This window comes from Streptomyces nigra (genome assembly GCF_003074055.1).
Taxonomy (GTDB): domain Bacteria; phylum Actinomycetota; class Actinomycetes; order Streptomycetales; family Streptomycetaceae; genus Streptomyces; species Streptomyces nigra.
Genome location: NZ_CP029043.1, coordinates 106,232 through 128,626 on the forward strand (window position 1 = coordinate 106,232; position 22,395 = coordinate 128,626).

Sequence of the window (22,395 nt, forward strand, 5' to 3'; positions counted from 1 at the left end):
CCGCTCGTCATCCGATGGGGAGTTATCCCACAGGGCGTTCGGGGCGTAGGAGCGTCACCACCGTTTCGTAGGCGAGGACGTTCGCGGCGTCGAGCACTCCGATCGCGCCATGCCGCTGGTCCGATCCACGAACCGGGCGGCGGGCTCGGCCTTGGACTTCATCGAACCCTCGAGCGCTGCGACGTGCCGCCCAGGCAGCGCTGCCCCCGCGCGGCACGCCTCGACCGACACGTCGCATGTCGTGCTGAATCCCGGTGACCGGCAGACCGCTGCGCTGCGCCGCCAGCCGTTCCCTACCGGCCACTGCCACTGCCACTGCCACTGCCACCGAAGGTACCGTCGGCTGGTCCGGGGCGCGGGGCCAGCGTACGCATCGCGTACGGTCACTGCGCACCTATGAGGTGTCCCGTGACTCCATGAGGCCGAGGGTCGTGCTGTGTCAGCCAGACCGTACGCGCGCAATGCCAGCCCGAAGGCGTATGCCCGGGCGGACCGCCCCCACGCGTGCTCATGAGGCGGACTCGGACTCCCGCTCGTGCCCGATGCCGTCGGCGCTCTGCCCGGTGCGCCGGGAGCGGGTCAGAGCGCGTCGGCCGAGGACCATGGCGAGCAGCCCCAAAGGGATGGCCACGATGGCTCCCACGATGCCGTTGCCGGTGCCGGGGCCACCGCTGGAGGTGGCCAGGTGCAGCACCGCCAGGGCTGTGCCGGCCACGCCCACCGCCAGGGCCGACAGGCCGCCGGTGCGCGCGTTGCCGGTGCTGATACGGCCGGCGATACGGGCCAGGGACAGCCAGCCGACGGCCACACCGGCCAGAGCCACCCCGAGCGCCAGGTTGGCCCCCGTGCGCCCGTCGCCGATGACGCCGCCCTCGGCGGCCACCGCCAGGACATCTGCTGCGCTCATACCGCACTCCTCCTTCATCTGTGGCGAACTCCGCCATCTGCGTCCTGCCATCAGCGTGCCGGGCGGCCCCACGGCCGTCGTCCAGCGAGCGCGGTCTCTTCGCACTGCCGCCGTCATGGCAGTCGTCTGCCGCGCACACGGCAGGCGGCGGGCGAGTACCGCGGGCGCGGTAGCCGGCCGCTCGTCCGCCGGTAGGACTCGCCCGACTCCGGGGTCCGGCTAGGGTGCGCGCATGGGCACAGGACGTTTTCGTGTCCCGGCCGGCGCCATGGACTGGGCAATCGCCGTCAGTGTGGCCGCACTGCTGCTGGGCACCGGGCTGTCCGGACAGCACCCGGACGGGGAGCGCGGGCTGATCGGCGCCGTACTGCTGGCAGCAGGCGGCCTCGCGTTGGTCGCCCGCCGCAGGGCCCCGCTGGCCGTGCTGGCCGTCACCGGCCTGTGCGCGGTCGGGTACGAGGCGGCGGGTTTCGAGGTCCTCGCCGTCTCCTACCTGGTCGCGGTGTACGGCGCCGTGCGGGCCGGGCACAATGCCCTGACGGTGGCGGCATCGGTGTCGCTGCTCGCCGTCCTGCCTCTCACCGCGCTGGTCTCGCGTGACGGGCCGGCGCGCGAGGCGTTCGCGCAGGCCAGCAGCGTCCTGGAGATCGCCTGGCTGATCGCCGCGTTCGCCGCCGGGGAGGCGCTGCGGCAGGCCGAGCGGCGGGCGGAGGAAGCCGAACGCACCCGGGAGGAGACCGCACGGCGCCGGGCGGACGAGGAGCGGCTGCACATCGCGCGGGAGCTGCACGATTCCCTCACGCACCAGATCTCGGTCATCAAGGTGCAGTCCGAGGTCGCCGTCCACATGGCCCGCAGGCGCGGCGAGCAGGTACCCGAGACACTGCTGGCGATCCGGACGGCCGGACGGGAGGCCACCCGGGAACTGCGCGCCACCCTGGAAGCCCTGCGCGACGACGACACCAGCCCGCCGCACAGCCTCGAGCACCTGCCGGAACTGGTCGGGCGCGCCCGCTCGGTGGGCCTGGACGCGACCCTGACGACCGAAGGGCAACCCCACGACGTGCCGGCCGCGGTGGCCCGGACCGCCTACCGCATCGTCCAGGAGGCGCTGACCAACACGGCCCGCCACGCCTGCGCCACCACCGCGAACGTCCGTATCGAATACCGTCCCGACACCCTTACGGTCCAGGTGGACGACGACGGCAAGGCCACCCCCGACGATGCCCCGGCTCCCGGCCTGGGGCTGCTGGGCATGCGCGAACGCGTCACCGCCCTGGGCGGCCGGCTGCACGCGCGACCGCTCACCGGACACGGCTTCACCGTCCGCGCCGAGCTCCCCGTGGAACGAACATCATGATCCGAGTCCTGCTGGCCGACGACCAGCCCCTCATCCGCAGCGGCTTCCGCGCACTCCTTGACCTCGAGGACGACATCGAGGTGGTGGCCGAAGCCGCCGACGGCGAAGAAGGCCTGGCACTCATCAGGGAACACCTGCCCGATGTCGCGCTCATCGACATCCAGATGCCGGTCATGGACGGCATCGAAGCGACCCGGCGCATCGCCGCGGACCCGGCCCTGGCCGGCGTCCACGTCGTCATACTGACCAACTACGGCATGGATGAGTACGTTCTTCACGCCCTGCGCGCCGGCGCCGCCGGGTTCCTCGTCAAGGACATCGTGCCCGAGGACCTCCTGCACGCCGTACGGGCAGCCGCCCGCGGCGACGCCCTCCTCGCCCCGTCCATCACCCGCAAGCTGATCCACCGCTACCTCACCCAGCCACCACCCGCTACCGGCACGGCGCTCGAAGTACTGACCAGCCGCGAACGCGAAGCGGTCACCCTGGCCGCACGCGGCCTGTCCAACGACCAGATCGCCGACCACATGGTGATCAGCCCCATGACCGCGAAAACCCACATCAACCGGGCCATGACCAAACTCCACGCCCGCGACCGCGCCCAACTCGTCGTCCTGGCCTACGAATCCGGCCTGGTCACCCCCAGCACCGGCTGAGATCGCTCATCCGTCGGCCGTCCCGGGCGCGTACGGCCGCAGGGCATGTACTGGGGCGGGTTCGCCGGGAAAGCAATGCTCACCTGCCGCTACCGCTACACACCCACGGTGCGGGAGCGGTAACTGCTCCGTGCCGGGTACTCCATCGCGACATACACGATCGTGGACGCCCCGAAGGCGGGTCATACCGACACCCTCATCGTGAGCGCCCGCACTGTTCGAGAGCTACCCGAAGCGCTGCCCCAGCCGGGCACATCACCCGGCTGGGGCAGCCCCCGTCTCCACGGCGGAGAGGCGGCACATGCCTCCCCTGACCCCGGCTCAGCCGCTGTAGAGGCAGGGTTCCATCGGCGCCGGCGCTCGTCTCCTCGTCGAGTGTGCAGTCTCCTGGTCGCCGGCGCCGAGAACCCCTTACCGGTGGCAGCTGTGGCGCGTGCAGAGCCTGCTGGACTGGATGGCCAGACGGGCCCGGCCGCGGCAAGCACGCCAGCGCGCAGCGCATCGCCCCGGCCCTCCCCCGACGTCCGTGTCACACCCTCGGGGGGTGCGGCTGGTGCAGCGGGCGGCTGCCCAGCAGCTGGGCTGCCTGGTACTGCGCCTGCTCGGCAGCCGCCCGGGCATCCGCCACGACGTCCCCGCGCTCGCGCACCAAATCCTCATAGATCGGTGGGGGGTCCCCCTCGTTCGACCTGCCTGTCACTGTGCTGGCCTTTCCGTCTCGGGCACTTTCCGCAGTCGCGGCTCCGGCACGGCGCCCGGCTTTCGCAAGGCCCGGCCTCGTAGAAGCCGCGTTCACGTCGGATCAGGCCCGGTTGATCCGCGCGGCAATGCCGTGTCCGATCAGCAGATAAATGACGGCCGGAAGTCCGTAGTTGAGGACGATCCGTAGCCCCTCTGTGTCCATGGTGAAAATGTCTTGTGCCCATCCGGACAGCCAGTCGGCCGCTCCGTGCACGAATTCGACGAAGGGGTTCGCCTGGTTGGCGTCGAACAGGTAGAGCACGATCCACAACCCCAGCAGGCCGGCCGCGATGTCGGCGAAAGTGCAGATGGCGAGGGCTGTTCTGCGTGCGGTGTTCTGGTTGCGGGCCGAGTGGTCGGGCGGCGGCGGAGGATTGTAGGTCTGGTATCCGGAAGCCGGGTCGGTGTTGTTCATGGGGAATCCACTCTGACGGGTCTGTTTCCTCCCTCTACAGCGCCCGGTATTCGCCCCCGCGTTACACCCCGCCACTGGAACACCACAATGTCAGGGCCTATTCGGCCACGTACGCAAAAAGGCCACACTGCACCGTATATTCCGGGCACCGGAGATGCGGTGTTCTGAAGCGGTCGGCAGTCCCCGACGCGTGCCGCCGCGCCGACCCCGTAACGCTGATCATCAGGCAGGCGAGTTGCCGCCCTCCGCTACCGTTATCCCCTGGCCAGAGTGGCGCCCGATCACAGCACGACGACACCGTGAAAGTGCAGACGCCCGCCCGCGCTGAACCGGGACCCCACCGCAACCACCCAGGCCGTACAAGGCGCGGGTACGAGCCGGCCGCCGCACAACACAGGCAGCGTGAAACCCTCCCCCGGCACCGCTGAACCCGACCGCCCCCCTCCGGGAACCATCCCGCCCCCGACTACACCAGCAGCACGAACCCCGCAATGAACCACCCGGCATTCGCTGAGCGCAGGGATCTCGCCCTGAACCTGTGCCAGGCTGGTGACGTAGGCGAGTGCACACTGGGGGCGCTGCGGGGCCGCGGAGGCTGCTGTCGTCGCTGTGGCGCCACGCACCCTGACCGGAACGACGTCCGGCCCGCCAAAGACCAGTTCGCGCGGTCTACCGCACATCGCATCACGCTCGTCGGCGAGGACGACCACGCTCGATGGCTCGCCGCGGACCGGATGTGCTCGACGACATCGTCAGCGGTCCACCTACGAACTGTCCGCGCCGGTCTGCCATGCCAGGGCCCGAGCCTCCAGCGAGAGGGTTCGGACGGGCGGCAGCCACCCGCGAGCGGCTTGCAGGTGGGCACCTGCGGCCAGCACCACAGGCCTGCACGGACAGCTCTGCAGAGGCCCCCGTAGAGACCACGCAATCCCCGCCACCGCGTCACGACAAGGGCTGGGTACCACTGACGCCGACCGGCCTCCTCGACCAAGACCAGCTGCCACGCCTGTAGGAACGCTTACGACCATCCGGACCGGCAGACCAGCAGGCCCGGCGAAGTCACCCGGGGACGCCGAGCGGCGGGTGCTCGAGGACCCGCGGTCTGTACTCGACCAACTGGATACGGCCATCGAAAGTACGGTGATCGATCATCTCCAGGGCCACATCCGGGTAACCGTCATAGATACGCTCCGCTCCCGTGGCTCCGGTGATCACCGGGAACATCACCACCCGGAAACGGTCGACGAGTCCCGCCCGCAGCAGCGACCGGGACAGGCTCAGACTGCCGATCGTGCTCAGCAGACCCGAACCTTCCGACTTCAAGGCGCGTACCGCCTCGACAGCGTCGCCACGCACGAGCGTGGAATTCGCCCACGACAGCGGCTCCTCCAGGGAGGCGGAGAACACCACCTTCGGCGCCTGCGTGAGCTCGTCGACGGACGCCTCCTCCTCGGGCCTGAACTCGTCCTGGCTGGCCGGCACCTCCCCTGCCGCGAATCCCGACATCAGTCGGTAGGTGTTCGCCCCCATCAAGTAGGTGGCCTTCGGCTGTTCCCCGAGCCATCCGAGGTACTCCGGGCCCTCCAGACCCCAGAACCCGGGCCACCCCTCCCCCGACGCACAGCCATCCAGCGAAGTGATGAAATCGACCAGAAGCTCCGACATAGCCCACTCCCTTCCATACGGTTTCACCAGCTTCGACCGGCTGACCGTCGGAAACTCACCGGCCACACCGCAAGAAATCTCAGAATCCGCCAGACAGCAGGCCACAGCCACCGACACAGCCCCCGTACACGGAGTGCAACAGAGCGGTGATCTTCCCCGCGACTCCGGCCAGGTGTTGGCCGAGCCCGTCCGCCCTCAGACCCCTTCTGCGGTGCGTCCGGGTCTACCGCAGAGGCTGGCGCCGGCCCAGGCGGTCGTTCAACCGCAATCGCGTTCGATGATGAGGTCCACCAGGACTTCGAGATTGTCGGCGACGATGTCGGGCTGCGGTCCAATGGGGCTGAGGACGGTACCGGGACGTTGCAGAAATGCCGCCTTACAGCCGGCACGCAGGGCCCCTGTCACGTCCCAGGAGTGCGCTGCAACCAAACGCACATCGCCGGGGACGACGTCGAATGCCGCGGCGACGGCGAGGTAGGGCTCGGGCGCGGGCTTGAGCCGGCGGACGGTGTCGGCTGACATCACACGGTCGAACAGCGTGCGAATGCCGGCATTGGTCAGCTGCTGCTCCGCAACGTCCTGCACGGAATTCGTCAGCGCCACCAGGTGCAGGGGGGTGGCTGCAAGCCGCTCGAGGGCCGGGGGCACCTCGGGATGCGGTGGCAGTGAGCGCATGAGGGCCACCGTGGCCTCGATCTGGTTCTCGGTCAGCTCTGTCCCTTCACGTCGGGCGATCATGTGGAAGGCTGCTCGCTGGGCCGTGGTGAAGTCGACATAGGAGCCGGTGACGCCGCCGATGAAGGACAACTGCAGCATCTGGGCGAACCATTGCGGTCTGAGTCCCGAGGTGCCGAAGAGTTCCTGAAAAGGCCGGTCCAGTGCTTTGAGATCCAGCAGCGTCTCGTTGACATCGAAAGCCAGCACTCGGGTCACGGGGGGCACTCCCTTCTGGTCGGTGGGCGGGGCAAGTTGTGCGTGTTGGCGGACGGTGTTGCTGTGCGGTCCACGGTGGTCGAGAAGGTCCTGGGGCTGACAGCTGGCGTCGCCGGCCAGCCGGGCGATGCGTGTGCGCCGTCCTCGGAGTTGGTCGTTCAGTCATCGGCTCGCTGAAGAGCGGTCATAGGCAAGGTCCGCACCATGCGGCCTAGAAGTCAACCGGCACCGTGCTGTCGACTCGGAGGGCGTCTGCAGTGAACCGTCCGTCGGTGACGTCCTCGGCGATGGACCTCGCAGGAGCTTCCCGCGGTGAGGGCGTGGGTCGGCGCGGGGTGACCAGTTCGGGGTACTCGTTGGGGGTGTCGTTGAAGTGATCGAAGTAGTTGGCCAGGGTATTGAGCGCGCGGTTGGCGATCACTTCTGATAGGCATCAGCTCGGTCACCGCATGTCCTTCGGGCTGTTGCCGATGGAGGTGTTTCTCCGTTGCTCAGAGTCTGCGCAGGCGGCAGCGCGATGGACGGCTTGTCTGATGTCAATTGTTCGGCCTGGGCCCTGCCCTGCGTCGGCCATGAGGTCGCTGGTGGCTTGGCGCCTCGATCAGAGCCGGGACGGTGCACCCGGCAGAACGCTTTCGAGCTGGCTGCGCGAGGTGATTCCCAGCTTGGTGAAGATCTTGCGCAAGTGGTACTGCACCGTCCGCGCGCTGATGAAGAGCCGGGTTCCGATCTCGGGGTTGGAGAGTCCGTCGCGAGCCATGCGGGCGATCTGCTCCTCTTGCGCGGTCAGGCCCTGGCTTTGGGTGGGGACGGCACGCCCGTGTGTGCGCCCGCCTGCCGCGCGCAGTTCGCGGCCGGCTCGCGCGGCGAATGCCGTCATGCCCATCTCCTCCAGCATGGCGTTCGCGAGGGTGAGTTGTTCGCGCGCGTCGATCCGGCGGCGTCGGCGGCGCAGCCACTCCCCGTACAGGAGGTGGGCGCGAGCGAGGTCGACCCGGAAGTGTGTCTTGCCGCAGCGGTCGATGGCCTCTTGGTACAGGCTCTCGGCGACCTCGTCATCGGCGAGCAGTGCGTGGCAGCGTGCTTGCACTCCGAGTACCCAGTCGCTGCGCGCGGCTTCCGCCATCTCCGACAGCCGGGTGTAGGCCCGGTGAGCTGTGTCGGTCATCCCGCTGCGTACGGCCGATTCGACCAGTTCGGGCAGGGACCAGCAGTGGGAGGCCAGGTCTTTGTCGTAGTCGACGGAGATCTCGCCCGCTGCCGTCGCCAGGTCGTATCTGCCCAACCCGTTGTAGAGCAGCGCCTTGGAGCACTCGGCGAAATTGATGCCGATGCCCTCGCCACGGGCGGTCACGTCCCTGAGCGCGGTATCGGCCAGGGAGACGACCTGGTCCTCGTCGCCGCGCAGGGCGGCGAGGATCATCGCACCGTAAGGGGCGAGGCCGCTTCTGGTGGCTTCCTGGACCACGTGCAATTCGTCGATCAGGGAGGCCGCGCCGGGCAGGTCGCCGGCGAACAGCAGTGTGAAGGTCCGTTGGGTCAGGGCGAGAGGAAGTTCGCTGAGCGCACCGGTTCGACGAGCGAGCTGGACATATCGGATGGACACCTGGTTCCAGCGGGCGTCGTCCCACAGACGGATCGCCGTGATGCCGGCGAGCCACATCCAGCGCAGTTCCTCCTCGGCCGTCATGTTGGTTCCGAACGCTTCGAGCGCTGCGGTGAGCGGCGGAACTCCGGCCGCGTAGCCGTGGTACAGCCCGCAAGCCATGCCGTCGAGCAGCAAGTCGACCGAAGTCGGGGGGTGGGGGGAACGGGGTGCGGCGCTCGCGGCTCGGCCTGCCTCCGGCACATGGCCTCCAGGGCTGGCGAGGCGGCCGGCGAACACCGATGCGGAGAGTGCGTCCAGGTAGGTGGCGCGGGAGAGCGCCACGTCGATCGACTCCAGTTGCTTCGCGGCCTTGAGGAGCAGGACCGGAGCATCCCCGCCGCGGCTGGTGTTGAAGGCCAGCTGGGCGCGGACCACGTCGACGCTTGCCCGCTGGGACGCGGTCAGCGGCCCCGGCTCGATCATGGACAACAGGTCCTGGGCCGCGTCGAAGGAGCCCGCCTGGATCTCCGCTTGCGCGGCAGCAACAGCTCTGCCGGCTCGTTTGACGGGATCGAGGGTGCGTGTGGCCGCCTGCTTCAGGAAGGCGGACGCCGCTGCAAGGCCACCGCGGGCCCGGGCGCGGCCGGCCGAGCGCTCCAGCTCCGTGGCGACGTCCTCGTCGGCTCCCGGCGCGGCTTGCGCACGGTGCCACGCACGCCGATCGGGGTCATGGGCCTGATCTGTGGCTTCGGCCAGTGCTCGGTGGGCCGCTTGTCGCTGCTGGATCGTAGAGCCGTGGTAGGCGGCGGCACGGGCCAAGGGGTGGCGGAAGCGCACGCGTGTTCCGAAGTCGGCGAGGTCCGCGTCCGCTGCGGGGGTCGCGGCGTTGGGCGCGATGCCCAGCCAACTGGCCGCCCGCCACACCAATGCCGGATCACCGGACGGATCAGCGGCCGCGACGAGCAGCAGAGTGCGGGTCCGGTCGGGCAAGGCCGCGACGCGTTGAAGGAAGCTTTCCTCCAGATCGCTGGACGGCGGTGCCGCGCTGGGAAGTCCGAACCCTCCGGCGAACTCGGTCGGTGAGAGTCCTCGGACGAGTTCCAGGAGCGCCAGCGGGTTGCCCCGGGCTTCGAAGATGATCTGGTCTCGCACACGCGCGTCGAGGGGGCTGTTCAGGAGCGCGCTCAACAGCGTTCGCGCGTCTGCTTCCTGCAAGCCGGAGAGAGCCAGTTCGGGTACACCGCCCAAACTGGTGCTGCCCGCTCGGGCCGTGAAGAGCAGACCGATCGCCTCCGCGCCCAATCGGCGGGCGACGAATGCGAGAACCTGCGCCGAGGCCCGGTCCAGCCACTGCACGTCGTCGACGAGGCAGATCAGGGGTTGCTGCTCGGCGGCTTCCGACAGCAGACCCAGCACCGCCAGCCCCACCAGGAAGAGGTCGGGAGGCGGCCCTGCGCTCAGTCCGAATGCCGTTCGAAGCGCGGCCCGCTGCGGCGCGGGAAGGTTGTCGAGGAGATCCAGTACGGGCGCGCACAGCTGGTGGAGGCCGGCGAAGACGAGTTCCATCTCCGACTGGATGCCTGCGGCACGAATGACACGGCACCCGAGGGCCTGCACCGCGACGTACTCCAGCAGTGCCGTCTTGCCGACACCAGGTTCCCCGTGCACGACCAGTGCCTGGCTGCTGCCCGAACGAACATCCCTGATCAGACGGTCCAGCGCGCTGCATTCGAGGCGCCGGCCTGTCAGTTCTGCCCCGCGTCTCCAGCCGGGCAAGTCGGAAGGCTGCACGAGATCACCCTATCGCTTGCCCTGTGCGCGCCATGGTGGCCAGCCAGTGGCGGATGCGCCGGTCGGCGCGGCAGCGACAGGCTTCACGTAGGCGACGAGCGAAGGAAATGTCATGGCGACCATCCACCATCGTTACGCAACTGTTCGTGGGCAGAAGCTCTTCTACCAGGAGGCCGGTCCGCCGGACGCACCCGTCATCGTCCTGCTGCACGGCTTCCCCACCAGCTCGTTCATGTTCCGCAATCTGATACCGCTGCTCGCGGACCGGTACCGGGTCATCGCTCCGGATCATCTGGGTTTCGGCCTGTCGGACGCGCCGTCCGTAGACGACTTCGACTACACCTTCGAAGCACTCACGGAGCTGACGGCCGGCCTCCTCGATCAGCTGGGTGTGACCCAGTACGCCATGTATGTGCAGGACTACGGAGCGCCGATCGGCTGGCGGCTGGCATTGGCGAACCCGGCGGCCGTGACCGCGATCATCAGCCAGAACGGCAACGGATACGAGGCAGGCTTCGCGGAGGATTTCTGGAAGCCGGTTCGCGCCTACTGGGCCGAGCAGAACTCGGAGACGGAGAAGGCGCTGCGTCAGGCGCTGACGCTCGAGGTCACGCGGTGGCAGTACGTGAACGGCGTCGGAGACGAGAGCCTGGTCAGCCCGGACACCTGGTACCACGACTTCGCGCTGCTGTCGCGGCCCGGCAATGATCTGGTGCAGCTTCGGCTGTTCGCCGACTACGCCAACAACCTCACGCTGTACCCCAAGCTGCACGCCTATCTGCGGGAGAGCCAGGTGCCCGTGCTCGCGGTATGGGGCCGCAACGACGAGATCTTCGTTCCCGAAGGGGCCCTCGCCTTCGCCGACGACGTGGACGACGCTGAGATCTACCTGCTCAGCGGCGGTCATTTCCTGCTCGAGAGCCACCTCGATGCCGCTGCCGGCGCCATCCGCGGGTTCCTCGGGCGGATGCTGTCATGAGCGGCCCACTGCGGGGCCAGGTCGTGCTCGTCGTCGGGCGCGGAGGCGGAATCGCGCGAGCCGTCGCCGTAGCCGCGCGCGACGCGGGTGCACGAGTCGTCGCCGCCGGCCGCAACCGCGACGCCTTGGACGAGGTCTACTCGGGGGAGCCCGACATCAGTGCCGACACGGTCGACCTCACCGACGAAGTCTCCATCGCCGCACTCGGTACGAGGCTCGGCAAGGTCGACCACGTGGTGTCCACGGCCTCGGCCCGAGCGCGCGGCCGGCTGGCCGACCTGGACCGGGATGCGGTGCGTCTGTCGTTCGACACCAAAGTGATCGGTCCGCTGATGCTGGCCAAGCATCTCGCACCACGGATGCGGAAGGGCGGGTCGTTCACCCTGTTCTCCGGCGTCGCCGCGGTGAAGATCACCGCGGGGACCATGGGCGTGGCGATCACCAATGGGGCCGCCGACGTCCTGGCCCGCTCACTGGCTCTGGAGATGGCACCCGTCCGTGTCAACGCCGTCTCCCCCGGCGTGGTGGACACCGGGGCCTGGGATGCCCTCGGTGAGGAGGGCAAGGAGGGCTACTTCACCGAGATGGGAGCCCGCAACCCCGCACGCCGCATCGGCCGGCCCAATGACATCGCCAATGCTGTCCTGTTCGCCATGACCAGCGACTTCATGACCGGCGCGACGCTGCACATCGACGGCGGCGAACCACTCACCTGACCGGTGCGCAGCCGTTGCCTGCGTGTCCTGCACGAGAGGAGCAAGACGATGGGGCTTTCCTGGCAACAAGGACCACTCGCTGCAGGAGCAGTGGGCCGGTTCCTGATCCCGCAGCCGCTGCCCGAGCGGATCCTGTTCGCCGAGCCGCTTCGCCGGCGCATGCGGGTCAAGTTCGGCGGCGCCTGGATCGTCGACAGCGAGGATGTCGTGCTGCTGCACGAGCCGGGCCGCTACCCCGTTGCGTACTTCCTGCTCACCGATGTCGCCGCAGACGTCCTTGAGCAGGCCGAGCACACGACCCGGCATCGCGACCTCGGTGCCACGTCCTGGTACACCGTCCGCGCCGGCGGCCAGAGCAAGCAGCGGGCCGCCTGGCAGCATGTGGATCTACCCGACCACGCGGAGGACCTGAAGGGGCGCATCGCATTCGCCTGGCGGGCGATGGACGGCTTCTTCGAGGAGGACGAGCGGATCGTCGGTCACGCGGCGGATGCCTATCACCGCATCGACATCCGCTCCACCAGTCGGCACCTCGTGGTCCGCGTCGGCGATCAGGTCGTTGCCGACAGCAAGCGTCCCCTGGTCCTGTACGAGTCCGGATTCGCGCCCCGCTGGTACGTCCCGCGTGACGACGTCGACGAGGCGGCCCTGACCAAGGCCGAGGGTCAGACGTTCTGCCCGTACAAGGGCCTGGCCAGCTACTACGACATCGGCGGCGGGAAACGTGCCGCGTGGTCGTACGAGGACGCCTGGGACGAGGTGCGCCGCGTGTCGGGGATGGTGTCCTTCGAGCCGGACGAGGTCGAGGTCTTCCTCGACGGTGTGCGGCTGAGGCTTGAGCCCGGGCAGAACGTGGTCTCGCATGGCGTGGACCGCAATCTCGACCTCGATGAGACCCGTGCCCCGGGGAAGTGAGCACAGCTGATCATGGCGGCGCCCTGGTACGGAAGGAGGATGCGATGCCGTCTTTGCTGTCGGTGAATGTCGGGATGCCCACGAACGTGCCGTGGCAGGGGCGGACCATCTACACCGGTGTCTGGAAGTACCCGGTGCACGGGCCGGTCATGGCGCGGCGCCTCAACCTCGACGGGGACGGCCAGGGGGATACGGCCGGCCACGGCGGAGAACAGCGGGCAGTCCTCGTCTACCAGATCGACTCCTACCGGTACTGGCAACGCCACTTGGGCCGGGACGACCTGGAGTACGGCCAGTTCGGTGAGAACCTCACCGTCGACGGTCTCGCGGACGACGAGGTCTGCATCGGCGACCGATACCGCATCGGCGAGGCCGAGTTCGAGGTCACCCAGCCACGCGTCACCTGCTACCGGGTGGGGCTGCGCATGGGAGAGCCCTCGCTGCCCGCGCTCTTGGTGAGCCACCACCGTCCTGGCTTCTACATGCGCGTCCTTCGAGAGGGCCGCATCCAGGCCGGCGAAGACGTCATCAAGATCGCTTCCGGGCCGGGCGAGCTGAGCGTGGCGGAGGCGGATGCGTTGCTGTACCTGCCCGACCGGGACATCGAGAAGCTGCACCGCGCTGTGCGGATTCCCGCGATGAGCCCTGGCTGGCTGAGCTCCTTCCGGGGACTGCTCGCGGCGGCGGAGCACGAGGGCACGGCGGCAGAGACCGGGAAGGGCGAACCGGCCTGGGAGGGATTCAAGGGCTTGAGGGTCGCCGCGGTGGTTCAGGAGACCGCCACGGTTCGCTCGATCCAGTTGGCCGCCCCGGACGGCTCGCGACTTCCTCCCGCTCGCGGTGGACAGCACCTGACGCTCCGCGTTCCCGGGGCCGGAGATCCTGCGCCGATACGCAGCTACTCTCTGTCGTCGGCCACCGGAGACGGCCGCTACCGCATCAGCGTGAAGCACGAGCCCCGCGGCCTCGCCAGTACGTATCTGACGACCAAGCTTCGGCCAGGGGCATTGGTCGACGTCGCGGCGCCCCGGGGGGACTTCGTGCTCCATCCGGGCACGGCTCCCGTTCTTCTCGTCTCTGCCGGCATCGGGCTGACTCCGGTGCTGGCGATGCTGCACGAACTGTCGGCATCCCGCAGCGAGCGTGAGGTCTGGTGGATCCACAGTGCCCGCAGCGCGCAGGAACACCCGCTGGCGGCCGAGGCGCACGCCCTGGTCGGCTCGCTGCCACACGCCCGGGAGTTCATCTTCTACAGCGCTGCTGCGCCCACTTCGAAGACGGCCGGGGGTGGCATCGTCCATGGCCGCCTCAGCAAGGAGGCCGTGATCGCTCTGGGGGTGCCGCACGACGCCACCGCGTATGTCTGCGGGCCTGCCTCCTTCATGACCGATGCGAAGGACGCCCTGTCCGCCGCCGGCGTCGATCCGTCCGCGGTCCATACGGAGCTCTTCGGCGCGATGAGTGCGATCACCCCCGGCCTACGGGAGCACAGTGGCCGGCGGCCCCACCAGCCGCCCGGGCCGCCGGATACCGGTCCCGTGGTGACCTTCGCCCGCAGCGGCATCTCCACGCCGTTCCCCGAGACCGGCAGCAGCCTGCTCGAGCTCGCCGAGGCATGCGATGTCCCGGTGCGCTGGAGTTGTCGTACAGGGGTCTGCCACACCTGCGTGACATCCCTTCTGACGGGCGACGTCGCCTACGGGACCACTCCGCTGGAGGCTCCCGCCGACGGGGAAGTGCTCATCTGCTGCGCCCGGCCCGACTCCGATGTCGTCCTGGACATGTGAGGGGTGGCGGACATGACCACACCAGATCCACAGCCTGTCGAGGAACCGGCGGTCACCCCGCCCTTCGGGCCCGTGCCACCGATCCACTTCGGCCGACCGCCGCATGCGGTCACTCCCACCTTCGGGGGACGCGCCGCGCGGGCTGTCGCGGGCGGTGGGCCGGCCATGCTCACGCGGCTCCGCGACTGGCTCACCCGCAGCAGTTGACCTCCGTCCCCATACCCGCGGTACGGCCGCGGTCGACACAATCTGGCAGGTTCCTGATGGACTACAAGCTCGAAGTTGTCACCCTCCCGGTCAGCGACGTCGACCGGGCGCTCGCCTTCTACACCGAGAAGGCCGGGTTCGACCTGGACGTCGACTACCACCCCACCGGCGCCTTCCGTGTCGTCCAGTTGACACCACCCGGTTCGGGCTGCTCGGTCCAGATCGGCAGTGGACTCACCGACGCGCCTGCCGGGACAGCGCGCTGCACTTATCTGGCCGTGACCGACCTGGAAGCCGCCCACCGTGAGCTCACCGAGCGAGGTGCGAGGGTGAGCGGCATTCGCCACAAGGCACCGCTCGATGACTGGAAGGGCGACTGGGAGTCCGGGCTGCACCCGCAGCGGCGCGACTACGCGAGCGTCGCCGACTTCGCTGATCCCGACGGCAACACGTGGATTCTGCAGGAAATCGGATACCGCTGAGCGGCCCTGCATGACGACACCTGCCTGACACAACTTCCCCGACCTCGTCCGGCGATCCCTACGGCCAGGGATGGCTGCTCGACATCGAGGTCGGTCCGGCCAAGGCGCCGACCGAGTTGGCGATGCTGCAGGACGCCTCTGCCTATGCGCGTTCCACCGGTGAACGACCGCTCGGGCGACCGCGACCCGGCGCAAGCCGGGAACCCGGCAGGCCCCGGCCCAGCGAGATGTGTCTCCTCGGCACAAAGGCACTCCTCGACGGTACGAAGGCACTCCTCGATGGAGCGGCTGCCGCGGCTGGGCCTGCCGGGGGCTCGCCGTCTGGAGAGTGGGCTCAGCCCGTGCGCCATGCCCTGGTCGGCGGGTCCTCCTCGGCGAGGGCGGGAGTCTCGCCGTGCCCTGGCTCTGAGGCGACTCATTTCCTTCTTCCGTCCGGCTACTGCCGGCTCGCACAGCTTGAGGTGAATGTCGCAATGACTACGTTGAGGGCGCTCCAGTGCCTGGTGGCGCCTGTCGACACGGGGTCGGTGACGAAGGCGGCCGCCGTGCTGCACTTGGCGCAGCCCGCTCTGTCGCACCAGATCGCCGGTCTGGAGCGTGAGTTGAGTACCCCGGTGGTCGAACGTCGGGCTCGCGGAGTGCGGGTGACGGCGGCAGGGCTCGCTGCCGCGAAGGAGGCCCGCGTCGCCCTCAGAGCCGCCGCCCGAGCGGTGGAGGCCGGCAGCCAAACGGGCGAGGGCAGGGTGGGACGGCTCAGGCTCGCCTGTGCGGAGACCATGACGGTGTGGCTGCTGGTGCCGATTCTGGGGCGCTGGATCCGGGAGCGGCCTGATGTCCAGTTTGTCGAGCGTCATCAGGTCGCGCTCAGGCCGGTGATTCGCACCCGCAGTCCGCGCACGGCCGTCCAACTCGCCGGCGCCGGCATGGGGGTGACGGTCGCCCCGGTCTCGGCTCTGATGGCCCGGCCGGCCGGTGTGGTGCGACGCCTGGAACCGGCCGTACAGCGCAGCGTCGTAGCGATCACGGAAACGCCATCGGATGCGTTGGTGTCTCACTTCATGGCCGATCTGCACCGCAACGGGCTGCCCGTGGTGGACCTTTCGGCCTGAGGCGCCCGACAGTGGTGCCGGGCCGCCACGGTCGGCCGTAAGAGGCTCCGAACAAAAGTGGAGCCCGGCTCGCGACGCCTGGCCCGCACGCTCGCCGCGTTGGAGGAGCGTGAGCCTGATCGGGCTGTTCAGCGTGAGATGTTGTCCTTGACGCGCTGGTAGTGCCGCCGGGCCTTCATACGGTTTCCGCACTCGCTCATGGAGCACCAGCGGGCGGTGTTGGGCTTGCTGCGATCCAGGAGAAACCGCCGGCACTCCGGGTTCTCACAAGGTCGCAGCCGTCCAGGCCTCGTCTCCTGGACGCCGGCCCACGCCAGGATCATGTCCACGGGCAGACGCCGGTCGTCGGGCACCCGGAGAGACCACACGAGCTTGCCACCCTTGATCTGCGGGGTGCTGGAAACGTCCTGCAGCAGTTCTCGGAGATCCTCCGGGGTTGCCGCCCCGCGGACCACTCTCTGGAGAGCGTCTCTCGCGCTGGTGAGGATGGTCAGTTCGGCCGTGGTTCCCGTACCACCGTGCTGAAGGGCCCACTGTCGCCCTTGCGGCCCTGCCAGTGCATCGTCCACGACGCCGCGCACGACCGGCGTCGTGTTGAGCAGGTCCAGCAGTGCGTCCTCGCGGACTGTGTCGATCACCATCCGACCCCTCCTAACCAGTCGCAGGAGTTTTACAGGTTACGCCTCCCGCTTCCATGGCGTAACCGTCAAACGCATTTTTGATGGTCAGCAACCGCTGACGTCAGGCCGACGCCGCCATCTGGACCGACACGCAGACCGCTGGCCCCCAGACCTTCCGGACCACCACCTCGAGTATCCTAACTCCCAAAAGCCATTTGACAGGTTAGATGAACGGTGTTCCACTGGGAGCACCAGCGAACTCGCTTTTTAGGGGTTAGAAAATGAGCGTCGTACACCACCGCACCACCGCCGTCGACGGGCTGGACGTCTTCTACCGGGAGGCGGGCAACCCCCACGCGCCCGCGATCGTCCTGCTGCACGGCTTCCCGACCAGCTCCCACATGTTCCGGAACCTGATTCCGAAGCTTGCCGACACCCATCGCGTCATCGCCCCCGACATGGTCGGATTCGGCCAGTCGGCCATGCCGAAGGTCGATGAGTTCGACTACACCTTCGACCGGCTCACCGACGTGACCGCAGCGCTGCTGCAGCAGCTCGGGGTGGAGCGCTATGCCGTCTACGTGCAGGACTACGGCGCACCCCTGGCCTGGAGGCTGGCCGCCCGTTCCCCGGAGAGCATCACCGGCATCATCACTCAGAACGGCAACGCCTACACGGACGGGTTCGTGAGTCCCTTCTGGGACGGCCTGTTCGCCTACGCGGACAACCCGACCGACGAGACCGAAGCTCCCCTGCGCGGCGCTCTCACCCTCGCTATGACGCGCTGGCAGTACGTGAACGGCGTCAAGGACACCTCACTCGTCAGCCCCGACAGCTGGACCGTCGACCAGGCACTGCTCGACCGGCCCGGCAACGACGCCATCCAGCTGGCACTGTTCCGGGACTATGCGTCGAACGTCGCTCTGTACCCGCACGTGCACGAGTACTTCCGCACCAGCCAGGTGCCACTGCTCGCCGTGTGGGGCGCCAACGACGAGATCTTCGGACCGGACGGAGCCCGCGCCTTCAGGCGCGATCTGCCCGATGCCGAGATCCACCTTCTCGAGTCCGGGCACTTCGCCCTCGAGAGCCATCTGGAGGAGATCGCCGGTCACATCCGCGGCTTCCTCGCCCGCATCCCCGCGTGACCGCACCCCTCCCCAGATCGAGACCCGCCCTTCATGAGCAGGCACATCCCCCCGACCAATCCAGGACCTCACATGCTTCACCTACAGCGCTCCTTCGACCCCACCCCCCGTTCCGTCGCACAGGCCCGAGGATTCGTCGGATCCGCCGTCGCATGCCACCTCGACCCCTCACGTTCCGACGACCTACGCATCTGCGTCTCCGAACTCGCAAGCAATGCCCTGATCCACGCCGAAACCAGCTTCACCGTGCGGATCTGCATCGACCGGCACGGCTGCGTCCGGCTCGAGGTCCACGATCAGGACCGGAACCGGCCCCAGGCAACGGCAGCCCTGCCCCGCGACCGGCGGGCGACCACCGGGCGAGGCATGTTCATCGTCGAGCGACTGGCAGATGACTGGGGGGTCGAGCTGTCTGCGACCGGCGGCAAATGCGTCTGGTCGCAGTTCGCCGGCCGGCAGGCCACGGGCGCTCACAACGCTTGTGGCACACCCTCACCGGCCCGGCCGGCACCGCTACCCGCTGGGGCCGGCGCGCCACTCCTCCCCCACCCCGTGAGGGCGGCCGTCTCTTCGGCTGCGCTCCGAGCATCACGAGCGGAACCGGGACAGTGACCAGTGACCATCCGGGCCAGCCAGTGGCGGATGCGAGCGCGGCCGGCTCCGGGCGAGGCTGAAGTGTGAGCACCGGGATCATCCTCCGCGCGACAGGGCCAGCCGCAGCGGGGACCGGCGCCGCAGCTCACCACCCGACCACCTCCTCATCGCTGGACGGTAGCTATGAATATCGGCAACGACGTCATGAAGGCAGACGTGCTGGTCATCGGATTCGGAAAGGGAGGAAAGGCGGTTGCCGCCAAGATGGGGGCGCTCGGCAAGACCGTCGTTCTGGTCGAGCGTTCGGAGCACATGTACGGAGGCACCTGCCCCAACGTCGGCTGCGTCCCCACGAAGGCCCTCGTGCACCAGGCCAACAAGCGGCGGCCCGAGGACTCGCTTCAGGACTGGTACGAGCGCTCGGTCGGCGAAGTACAAGCCCTGACCTCTCTCTTCCGGGCCGGCAACTACGAGGGCCTCAACGGCATGGACACCGTGCGCGTCGTCACGGGCAACGCCAGGTTCGAGGACTCCCACACCGTCACCGTCACCGGCTCGGACGGTCCCCTGACCATCACAGGCGACGTCATCCTGATCAACACCGGCTCCGAACCGGTGGTCCCCGACATCCCCGGCCTGCAGGGCAGTTCTCGGATGGCGACGAGCACCCAGCTCATCGAGAGCAGCACGCTGCCCAGGCGGCTCGCCATCATCGGCGGCGGATATCTGGGCCTGGAGTTCGCCTCTATCTACCGCCGGTTCGGATCCGAGGTCACCGTGCTCGAAGCAGGGGCCGACATCCTGCGGCGGGAAGACGGCGATGTCGCCGGAGCGGTGAAATCCATCCTCAGCGAGGACGGGGTCCGTCTGGTCACCGGGGCGCGTGTCCTGGAGGTCATCGATGATCCGGCAGAGGCCGTCGTCGTCTACGAACAGGACGGCACCAAGCGCCGTGTCGAGGCCGATGCCGTCCTGATCGCCGCGGGGCGCCGCCCGGTCACTGCGGAGCTGAACCTGGAAGCCGCCGGCGTGGACGTGTCCCCCACAGGAGGGGTGGAGGTCGACCGGCACCTGCGCTCCAGCCAGCCGCACATCTTCGCTCTCGGCGACGTCAACGGCGGACCGCAGTTCACCTACATCTCGCTCGACGACAGTCGCATCGTCCTGGATCAGCTCACCGGCGACGGCACCCGCAGCACCGACGACCGTGTGGCCGTTCCACACACCTTGTTCATCACACCGCCCCTGGCAACCGTAGGGCTCACCGAGCAGGAGGCCCGGGCGGCCGGCCACCGCGTGAAGATCACCAGCCAGCCCGTGGCCGAGATCATCGCCATGCCCCGCGCCTACGTCGTCGAGGAAACACGCGGGATGATGAAGTTCGTCATCGACGCCGCCACGGACCAGATCCTGGGTGCCGCGCTCCTGAGTACCGACGCGCAAGAGCTCATCAACACCGTCGCCCTCGCCATGCGGCACGGCATCACAGCCACCGAGCTGCGCGAGTCCGTCTACACACACCCCAGTTCCACAGAAGCCTTCAACGACGTCCTGGGGGCCGTAGTCCGCTCCGACCACTAGCCGGTGCGGCCGGGGCCGGGCGCGGCGCCGCACAGCAGCGCCCGGCCCTGCGCATGCGTATTCGGACGGCCCGTCACTGCGTCAGCCACCGTGACGGCAATGCCGTACTACCGGCCGGCCAGAGGCAGCTGCCCTCCCTCCCACCCCTCGACCCCTTCGATAGCGATGTCGCCCCTTGCTCAGGGCTCGCACGAGGAGAACGCATTGATGGAGCACCACCCGCTCGTCCTCGATCCGACAGGTCGCCGTAGGCTGCAGGAAGAACAAGTCCTTCACGCTCTGGACGGGCCGGTCCTCGTCGACATCCTCGGCGAGAAGGCCTGGGCCATAGGGAGCCAGGAGCTGCTCATGCGTCTCCTCACCGACGACCGAGTCTCCAAGGACCCCCGCCGGCACTGGCCGCGCTTCATCTCAGGCGAGATCGTCGGCAAGTGGCCGCTGTACATCCAGGTGGCCGTGAACAACATGTTCACGGCTTACGGGGCCGACCACCGCCGCCTGCGGCGACTGGTCAGCCCGGCCTTCTCCACCCGCCGGACCGCGCAGCTCATTCCCTCGGTCATCGGCAATACCGACCTCCTGCTCGATCAGATCGCCGGGCTCTCCACGGAAGTCATCGACCTTCGCGAGGCGTTCGCCGCCCGACTGCCCGTGGCGGTCATCAGCGACCTGCTCGGCATCCCCCAGACCTTGCGTACAGGCTTTCGTAGCACGATCGACCGGATGTGGAACACCACCTCCACCCCGGCGGAAGCCGTTGAGGCCACACAGGAGGTGTACAACATGCTCGGCAACCTCGTGGCCCAGAAGAGAAGTGCCCCGGCCGATGACCTCACCACGGTGCTCATTGCTTCCCGCGACGACGAGGGAAACGGTTCCCCCCTCACGGAGGAAGAGCTCACCGACACCCTTCTGCTGATCATCGCGGCCGGCTACGAGACCACCATCAACCTGCTCGACTCCGCGATCACAGCCCTGCTGGCCCACCCCGAGCAGCTGACGAAGGTCCTGCACGGCGAAGTCACGTGGTCCGACGTGGTGGAGGAAACACTGCGTTTCGCGGCGCCGGTCAGCCACATTCCCATGCGCTACGCGGTCGAGGACATCCCCCTCGCCACGGTGACGATCCGCAAGGGAGACGCCATCCTGGCGTCCTACGGGGCCGCCGGCCGGGACCCCCGGATCCACGGTGAGACGGCAGGAAGCTTCGATATCACCCGCACCGACAAACGCCACGTCGCCTTCGGTCATGGAGTCCACTTCTGCCTCGGCGCTCCCCTGGCCCGCGCGGAGGCCACCGAAGCACTCCCCCGGCTGTTCGCACGCTTCCCCCGTATGCGCCTCGCCGTCCCGGTGGACGACCTGCATCCGCTCCCCAGCATCATGGGCAACGGCCACACATCACTCCCTGTACACCTCGGCCCTGTGTGACGGCAGTTGCAGGGCCGGTCGCCGTCAGCGGCCGGCCCCACGCCTCTCGGGTCAAGCCCGCATCGCTCAGCCGATCGTGCGCTCCGCCCCCGCGCGACAGTCGGACAGTCGGCGAAAGACATCAGGATCAAGTCCGCTGGAGAGTCAGGGCGTGAGCCATTCGACTCTTCTAAGGCTCACGCAGGATTTCCTCATGCGGCTCGGCAGTGCGGGCCACCGGGCCACGTCCCTACGATCGGCACGCCAGCGCGAGGTGGGCCGCGGCTTGTCCGTCCGATCTGATGCACATGCGACCGGTGCGGGCTGCATGCGGTCGCTCGCCCCAGCGCGTCTCGGTTCGTGGGCCCGGAGCTTCCCGACGTTCTCGCGCTCGCGGACGTCATCCTGTCGCGCAGTGGGGCCGGGACCTTGGCGGAGCTCACCGCTCTCGGCAAGCCGGCCGTGTTCATCCCGCTTGCCACCTCGGCGGGGAACGAGCAGGCGCACAACGCCCGCCACCTGCAAGAGGCCGGGGCCGCCGTGGCGCTGCTCGGTGACGTCACGGGGGTCTGCGAGACGCCGTGGGCCCGCTCCTCGCCGATCCCGCGCGGCGGGCCGAGATGGCGCGGCGGGCCGAGATTGCGCGGCGGTGCCAGGGCACATGGGAGACCAGATGTGGCGGAGCGGCTCGTGGACGTGATCCTTTCCGCCGCGTCCAGCTGAGCCGAGCGCGGTTACGGAAGGCGGCGGCCGCCGAGCACGATGTACAGCGCCCTGCCCACGTCCATCAG

Annotated in this window: 19 protein-coding genes and 1 pseudogene; 13 read left to right on the forward strand and 7 right to left on the reverse strand. The window is 68.6% G+C overall.

Annotated features, from left to right (window positions below):
- Window positions 1-508: 508 nt before the first annotated feature.
- Window positions 509-907: a DUF6223 family protein gene (locus tag DC008_RS00525; protein ID WP_108705176.1), complete on the reverse strand. Its 399-nt coding sequence runs from the start codon at window positions 905-907 to the stop codon at window positions 509-511.
- A 232-nt stretch (window positions 908-1,139) separates the two neighbouring features.
- On the opposite strand from DC008_RS00525, the gene DC008_RS00530 reads away from it, so the two are divergent.
- Together DC008_RS00530 and DC008_RS00535 are read left to right on the forward strand one after the other, a co-directional pair.
- Window positions 1,140-2,267, forward strand: coding sequence for a sensor histidine kinase (locus tag DC008_RS00530; RefSeq protein ID WP_108705177.1), 1,128 nt, complete (start codon window positions 1,140-1,142; stop codon window positions 2,265-2,267).
- Window positions 2,264-2,923: a response regulator gene (locus DC008_RS00535; protein WP_108705178.1), complete on the forward strand. Its 660-nt coding sequence runs from the start codon at window positions 2,264-2,266 to the stop codon at window positions 2,921-2,923. The genes DC008_RS00530 and DC008_RS00535 overlap by 4 nt, the downstream gene beginning before the upstream one ends.
- Before the next feature lie 802 nt (window positions 2,924-3,725).
- Here the strand turns inward: DC008_RS00535 and DC008_RS00540 are convergent.
- The 5 genes from DC008_RS00540 to DC008_RS00560 all read right to left on the reverse strand — a co-directional run bounded on the left by DC008_RS00540 (window position 3,726) and on the right by DC008_RS00560 (window position 10,056).
- Window positions 3,726-4,079, reverse strand: a complete 354-nt coding sequence (locus DC008_RS00540; RefSeq protein WP_108705179.1) for a hypothetical protein — start codon at window positions 4,077-4,079, stop codon at window positions 3,726-3,728.
- Window positions 4,080-5,138: 1,059 nt separating this feature from the next.
- Window positions 5,139-5,744 (reverse strand): dihydrofolate reductase family protein, encoded by a 606-nt coding sequence (locus tag DC008_RS00545; RefSeq protein WP_108705180.1) that lies wholly within the window; start codon window positions 5,742-5,744, stop codon window positions 5,139-5,141.
- Window positions 5,745-6,002: 258 nt separating this feature from the next.
- Window positions 6,003-6,677: a haloacid dehalogenase type II gene (locus tag DC008_RS00550; RefSeq protein WP_108705181.1), complete on the reverse strand. Its 675-nt coding sequence runs from the start codon at window positions 6,675-6,677 to the stop codon at window positions 6,003-6,005.
- A 211-nt stretch (window positions 6,678-6,888) separates the two neighbouring features.
- On the reverse strand, window positions 6,889-7,098 hold the full coding sequence (locus DC008_RS35645) for a hypothetical protein (RefSeq protein ID WP_208645788.1): 210 nt from the start codon (window positions 7,096-7,098) through the stop codon (window positions 6,889-6,891).
- 180 nt (window positions 7,099-7,278) lie between these two features.
- A complete protein-coding gene (locus tag DC008_RS00560) occupies window positions 7,279-10,056 on the reverse strand; it encodes an ATP-binding protein (protein ID WP_164492240.1) in 2,778 nt (925 codons plus the stop codon).
- Between the two features lie 112 nt (window positions 10,057-10,168).
- On the opposite strand from DC008_RS00560, the gene DC008_RS00565 reads away from it, so the two are divergent.
- The 6 genes from DC008_RS00565 to DC008_RS00590 all read left to right on the forward strand — a co-directional run bounded on the left by DC008_RS00565 (window position 10,169) and on the right by DC008_RS00590 (window position 16,251).
- Window positions 10,169-11,035, forward strand: a complete 867-nt coding sequence (locus DC008_RS00565) for an alpha/beta fold hydrolase (protein WP_108705182.1) — start codon at window positions 10,169-10,171, stop codon at window positions 11,033-11,035.
- Window positions 11,032-11,751, forward strand: a complete 720-nt coding sequence (locus DC008_RS00570; RefSeq protein WP_108705183.1) for an SDR family oxidoreductase — start codon at window positions 11,032-11,034, stop codon at window positions 11,749-11,751. Before DC008_RS00565 ends, DC008_RS00570 begins: the two co-directional genes overlap by 4 nt.
- 90 nt (window positions 11,752-11,841) lie before the next feature.
- Window positions 11,842-12,666, forward strand: coding sequence for a DUF427 domain-containing protein (locus DC008_RS00575; RefSeq protein ID WP_235071402.1), 825 nt, complete (start codon window positions 11,842-11,844; stop codon window positions 12,664-12,666).
- A gap of 44 nt (window positions 12,667-12,710) precedes the next feature.
- Complete coding sequence (locus tag DC008_RS00580; protein WP_108705185.1) at window positions 12,711-14,453, forward strand: MOSC and FAD-binding oxidoreductase domain-containing protein; 1,743 nt, start codon at window positions 12,711-12,713, stop codon at window positions 14,451-14,453.
- Between the two features lie 263 nt (window positions 14,454-14,716).
- Window positions 14,717-15,142: a VOC family protein gene (locus DC008_RS00585; protein ID WP_108705186.1), complete on the forward strand. Its 426-nt coding sequence runs from the start codon at window positions 14,717-14,719 to the stop codon at window positions 15,140-15,142.
- A gap of 473 nt (window positions 15,143-15,615) precedes the next feature.
- A complete protein-coding gene (locus tag DC008_RS00590; protein WP_108705187.1) occupies window positions 15,616-16,251 on the forward strand; it encodes a LysR family transcriptional regulator in 636 nt (211 codons plus the stop codon).
- A gap of 128 nt (window positions 16,252-16,379) precedes the next feature.
- On the opposite strand, the gene DC008_RS00595 is transcribed toward DC008_RS00590, so the two are convergent.
- Window positions 16,380-16,892, reverse strand: coding sequence for a CGNR zinc finger domain-containing protein (locus tag DC008_RS00595; protein ID WP_108705188.1), 513 nt, complete (start codon window positions 16,890-16,892; stop codon window positions 16,380-16,382).
- Between the two features lie 260 nt (window positions 16,893-17,152).
- On the opposite strand from DC008_RS00595, the gene DC008_RS00600 reads away from it, so the two are divergent.
- The 5 genes and pseudogenes from DC008_RS00600 to DC008_RS00620 form a co-directional block, all read left to right on the forward strand.
- The gene (locus tag DC008_RS00600; RefSeq protein WP_108705189.1) at window positions 17,153-18,019 is read left to right on the forward strand and encodes an alpha/beta fold hydrolase; all 867 of its coding nucleotides are present in this window, start codon (window positions 17,153-17,155) and stop codon (window positions 18,017-18,019) included.
- A 72-nt stretch (window positions 18,020-18,091) separates the two neighbouring features.
- On the forward strand, window positions 18,092-18,631 hold the full coding sequence (locus tag DC008_RS36405) for an ATP-binding protein (RefSeq protein WP_164492241.1): 540 nt from the start codon (window positions 18,092-18,094) through the stop codon (window positions 18,629-18,631).
- 165 nt (window positions 18,632-18,796) lie between these two features.
- Window positions 18,797-20,194 carry an FAD-dependent oxidoreductase gene (locus DC008_RS00610; protein ID WP_108705191.1) on the forward strand — a complete coding sequence of 466 codons (1,398 nt, stop codon included), beginning with the start codon at window positions 18,797-18,799 and terminating at the stop codon, window positions 20,192-20,194.
- Window positions 20,195-20,401: 207 nt separating this feature from the next.
- Window positions 20,402-21,625, forward strand: coding sequence for a cytochrome P450 family protein (locus DC008_RS00615; RefSeq protein WP_108705192.1), 1,224 nt, complete (start codon window positions 20,402-20,404; stop codon window positions 21,623-21,625).
- Window positions 21,626-21,958: 333 nt separating this feature from the next.
- Window positions 21,959-22,327, forward strand: a pseudogene (locus DC008_RS00620) (glycosyltransferase); the annotation flags it as partial.
- Window positions 22,328-22,395 lie beyond the last annotated feature (68 nt).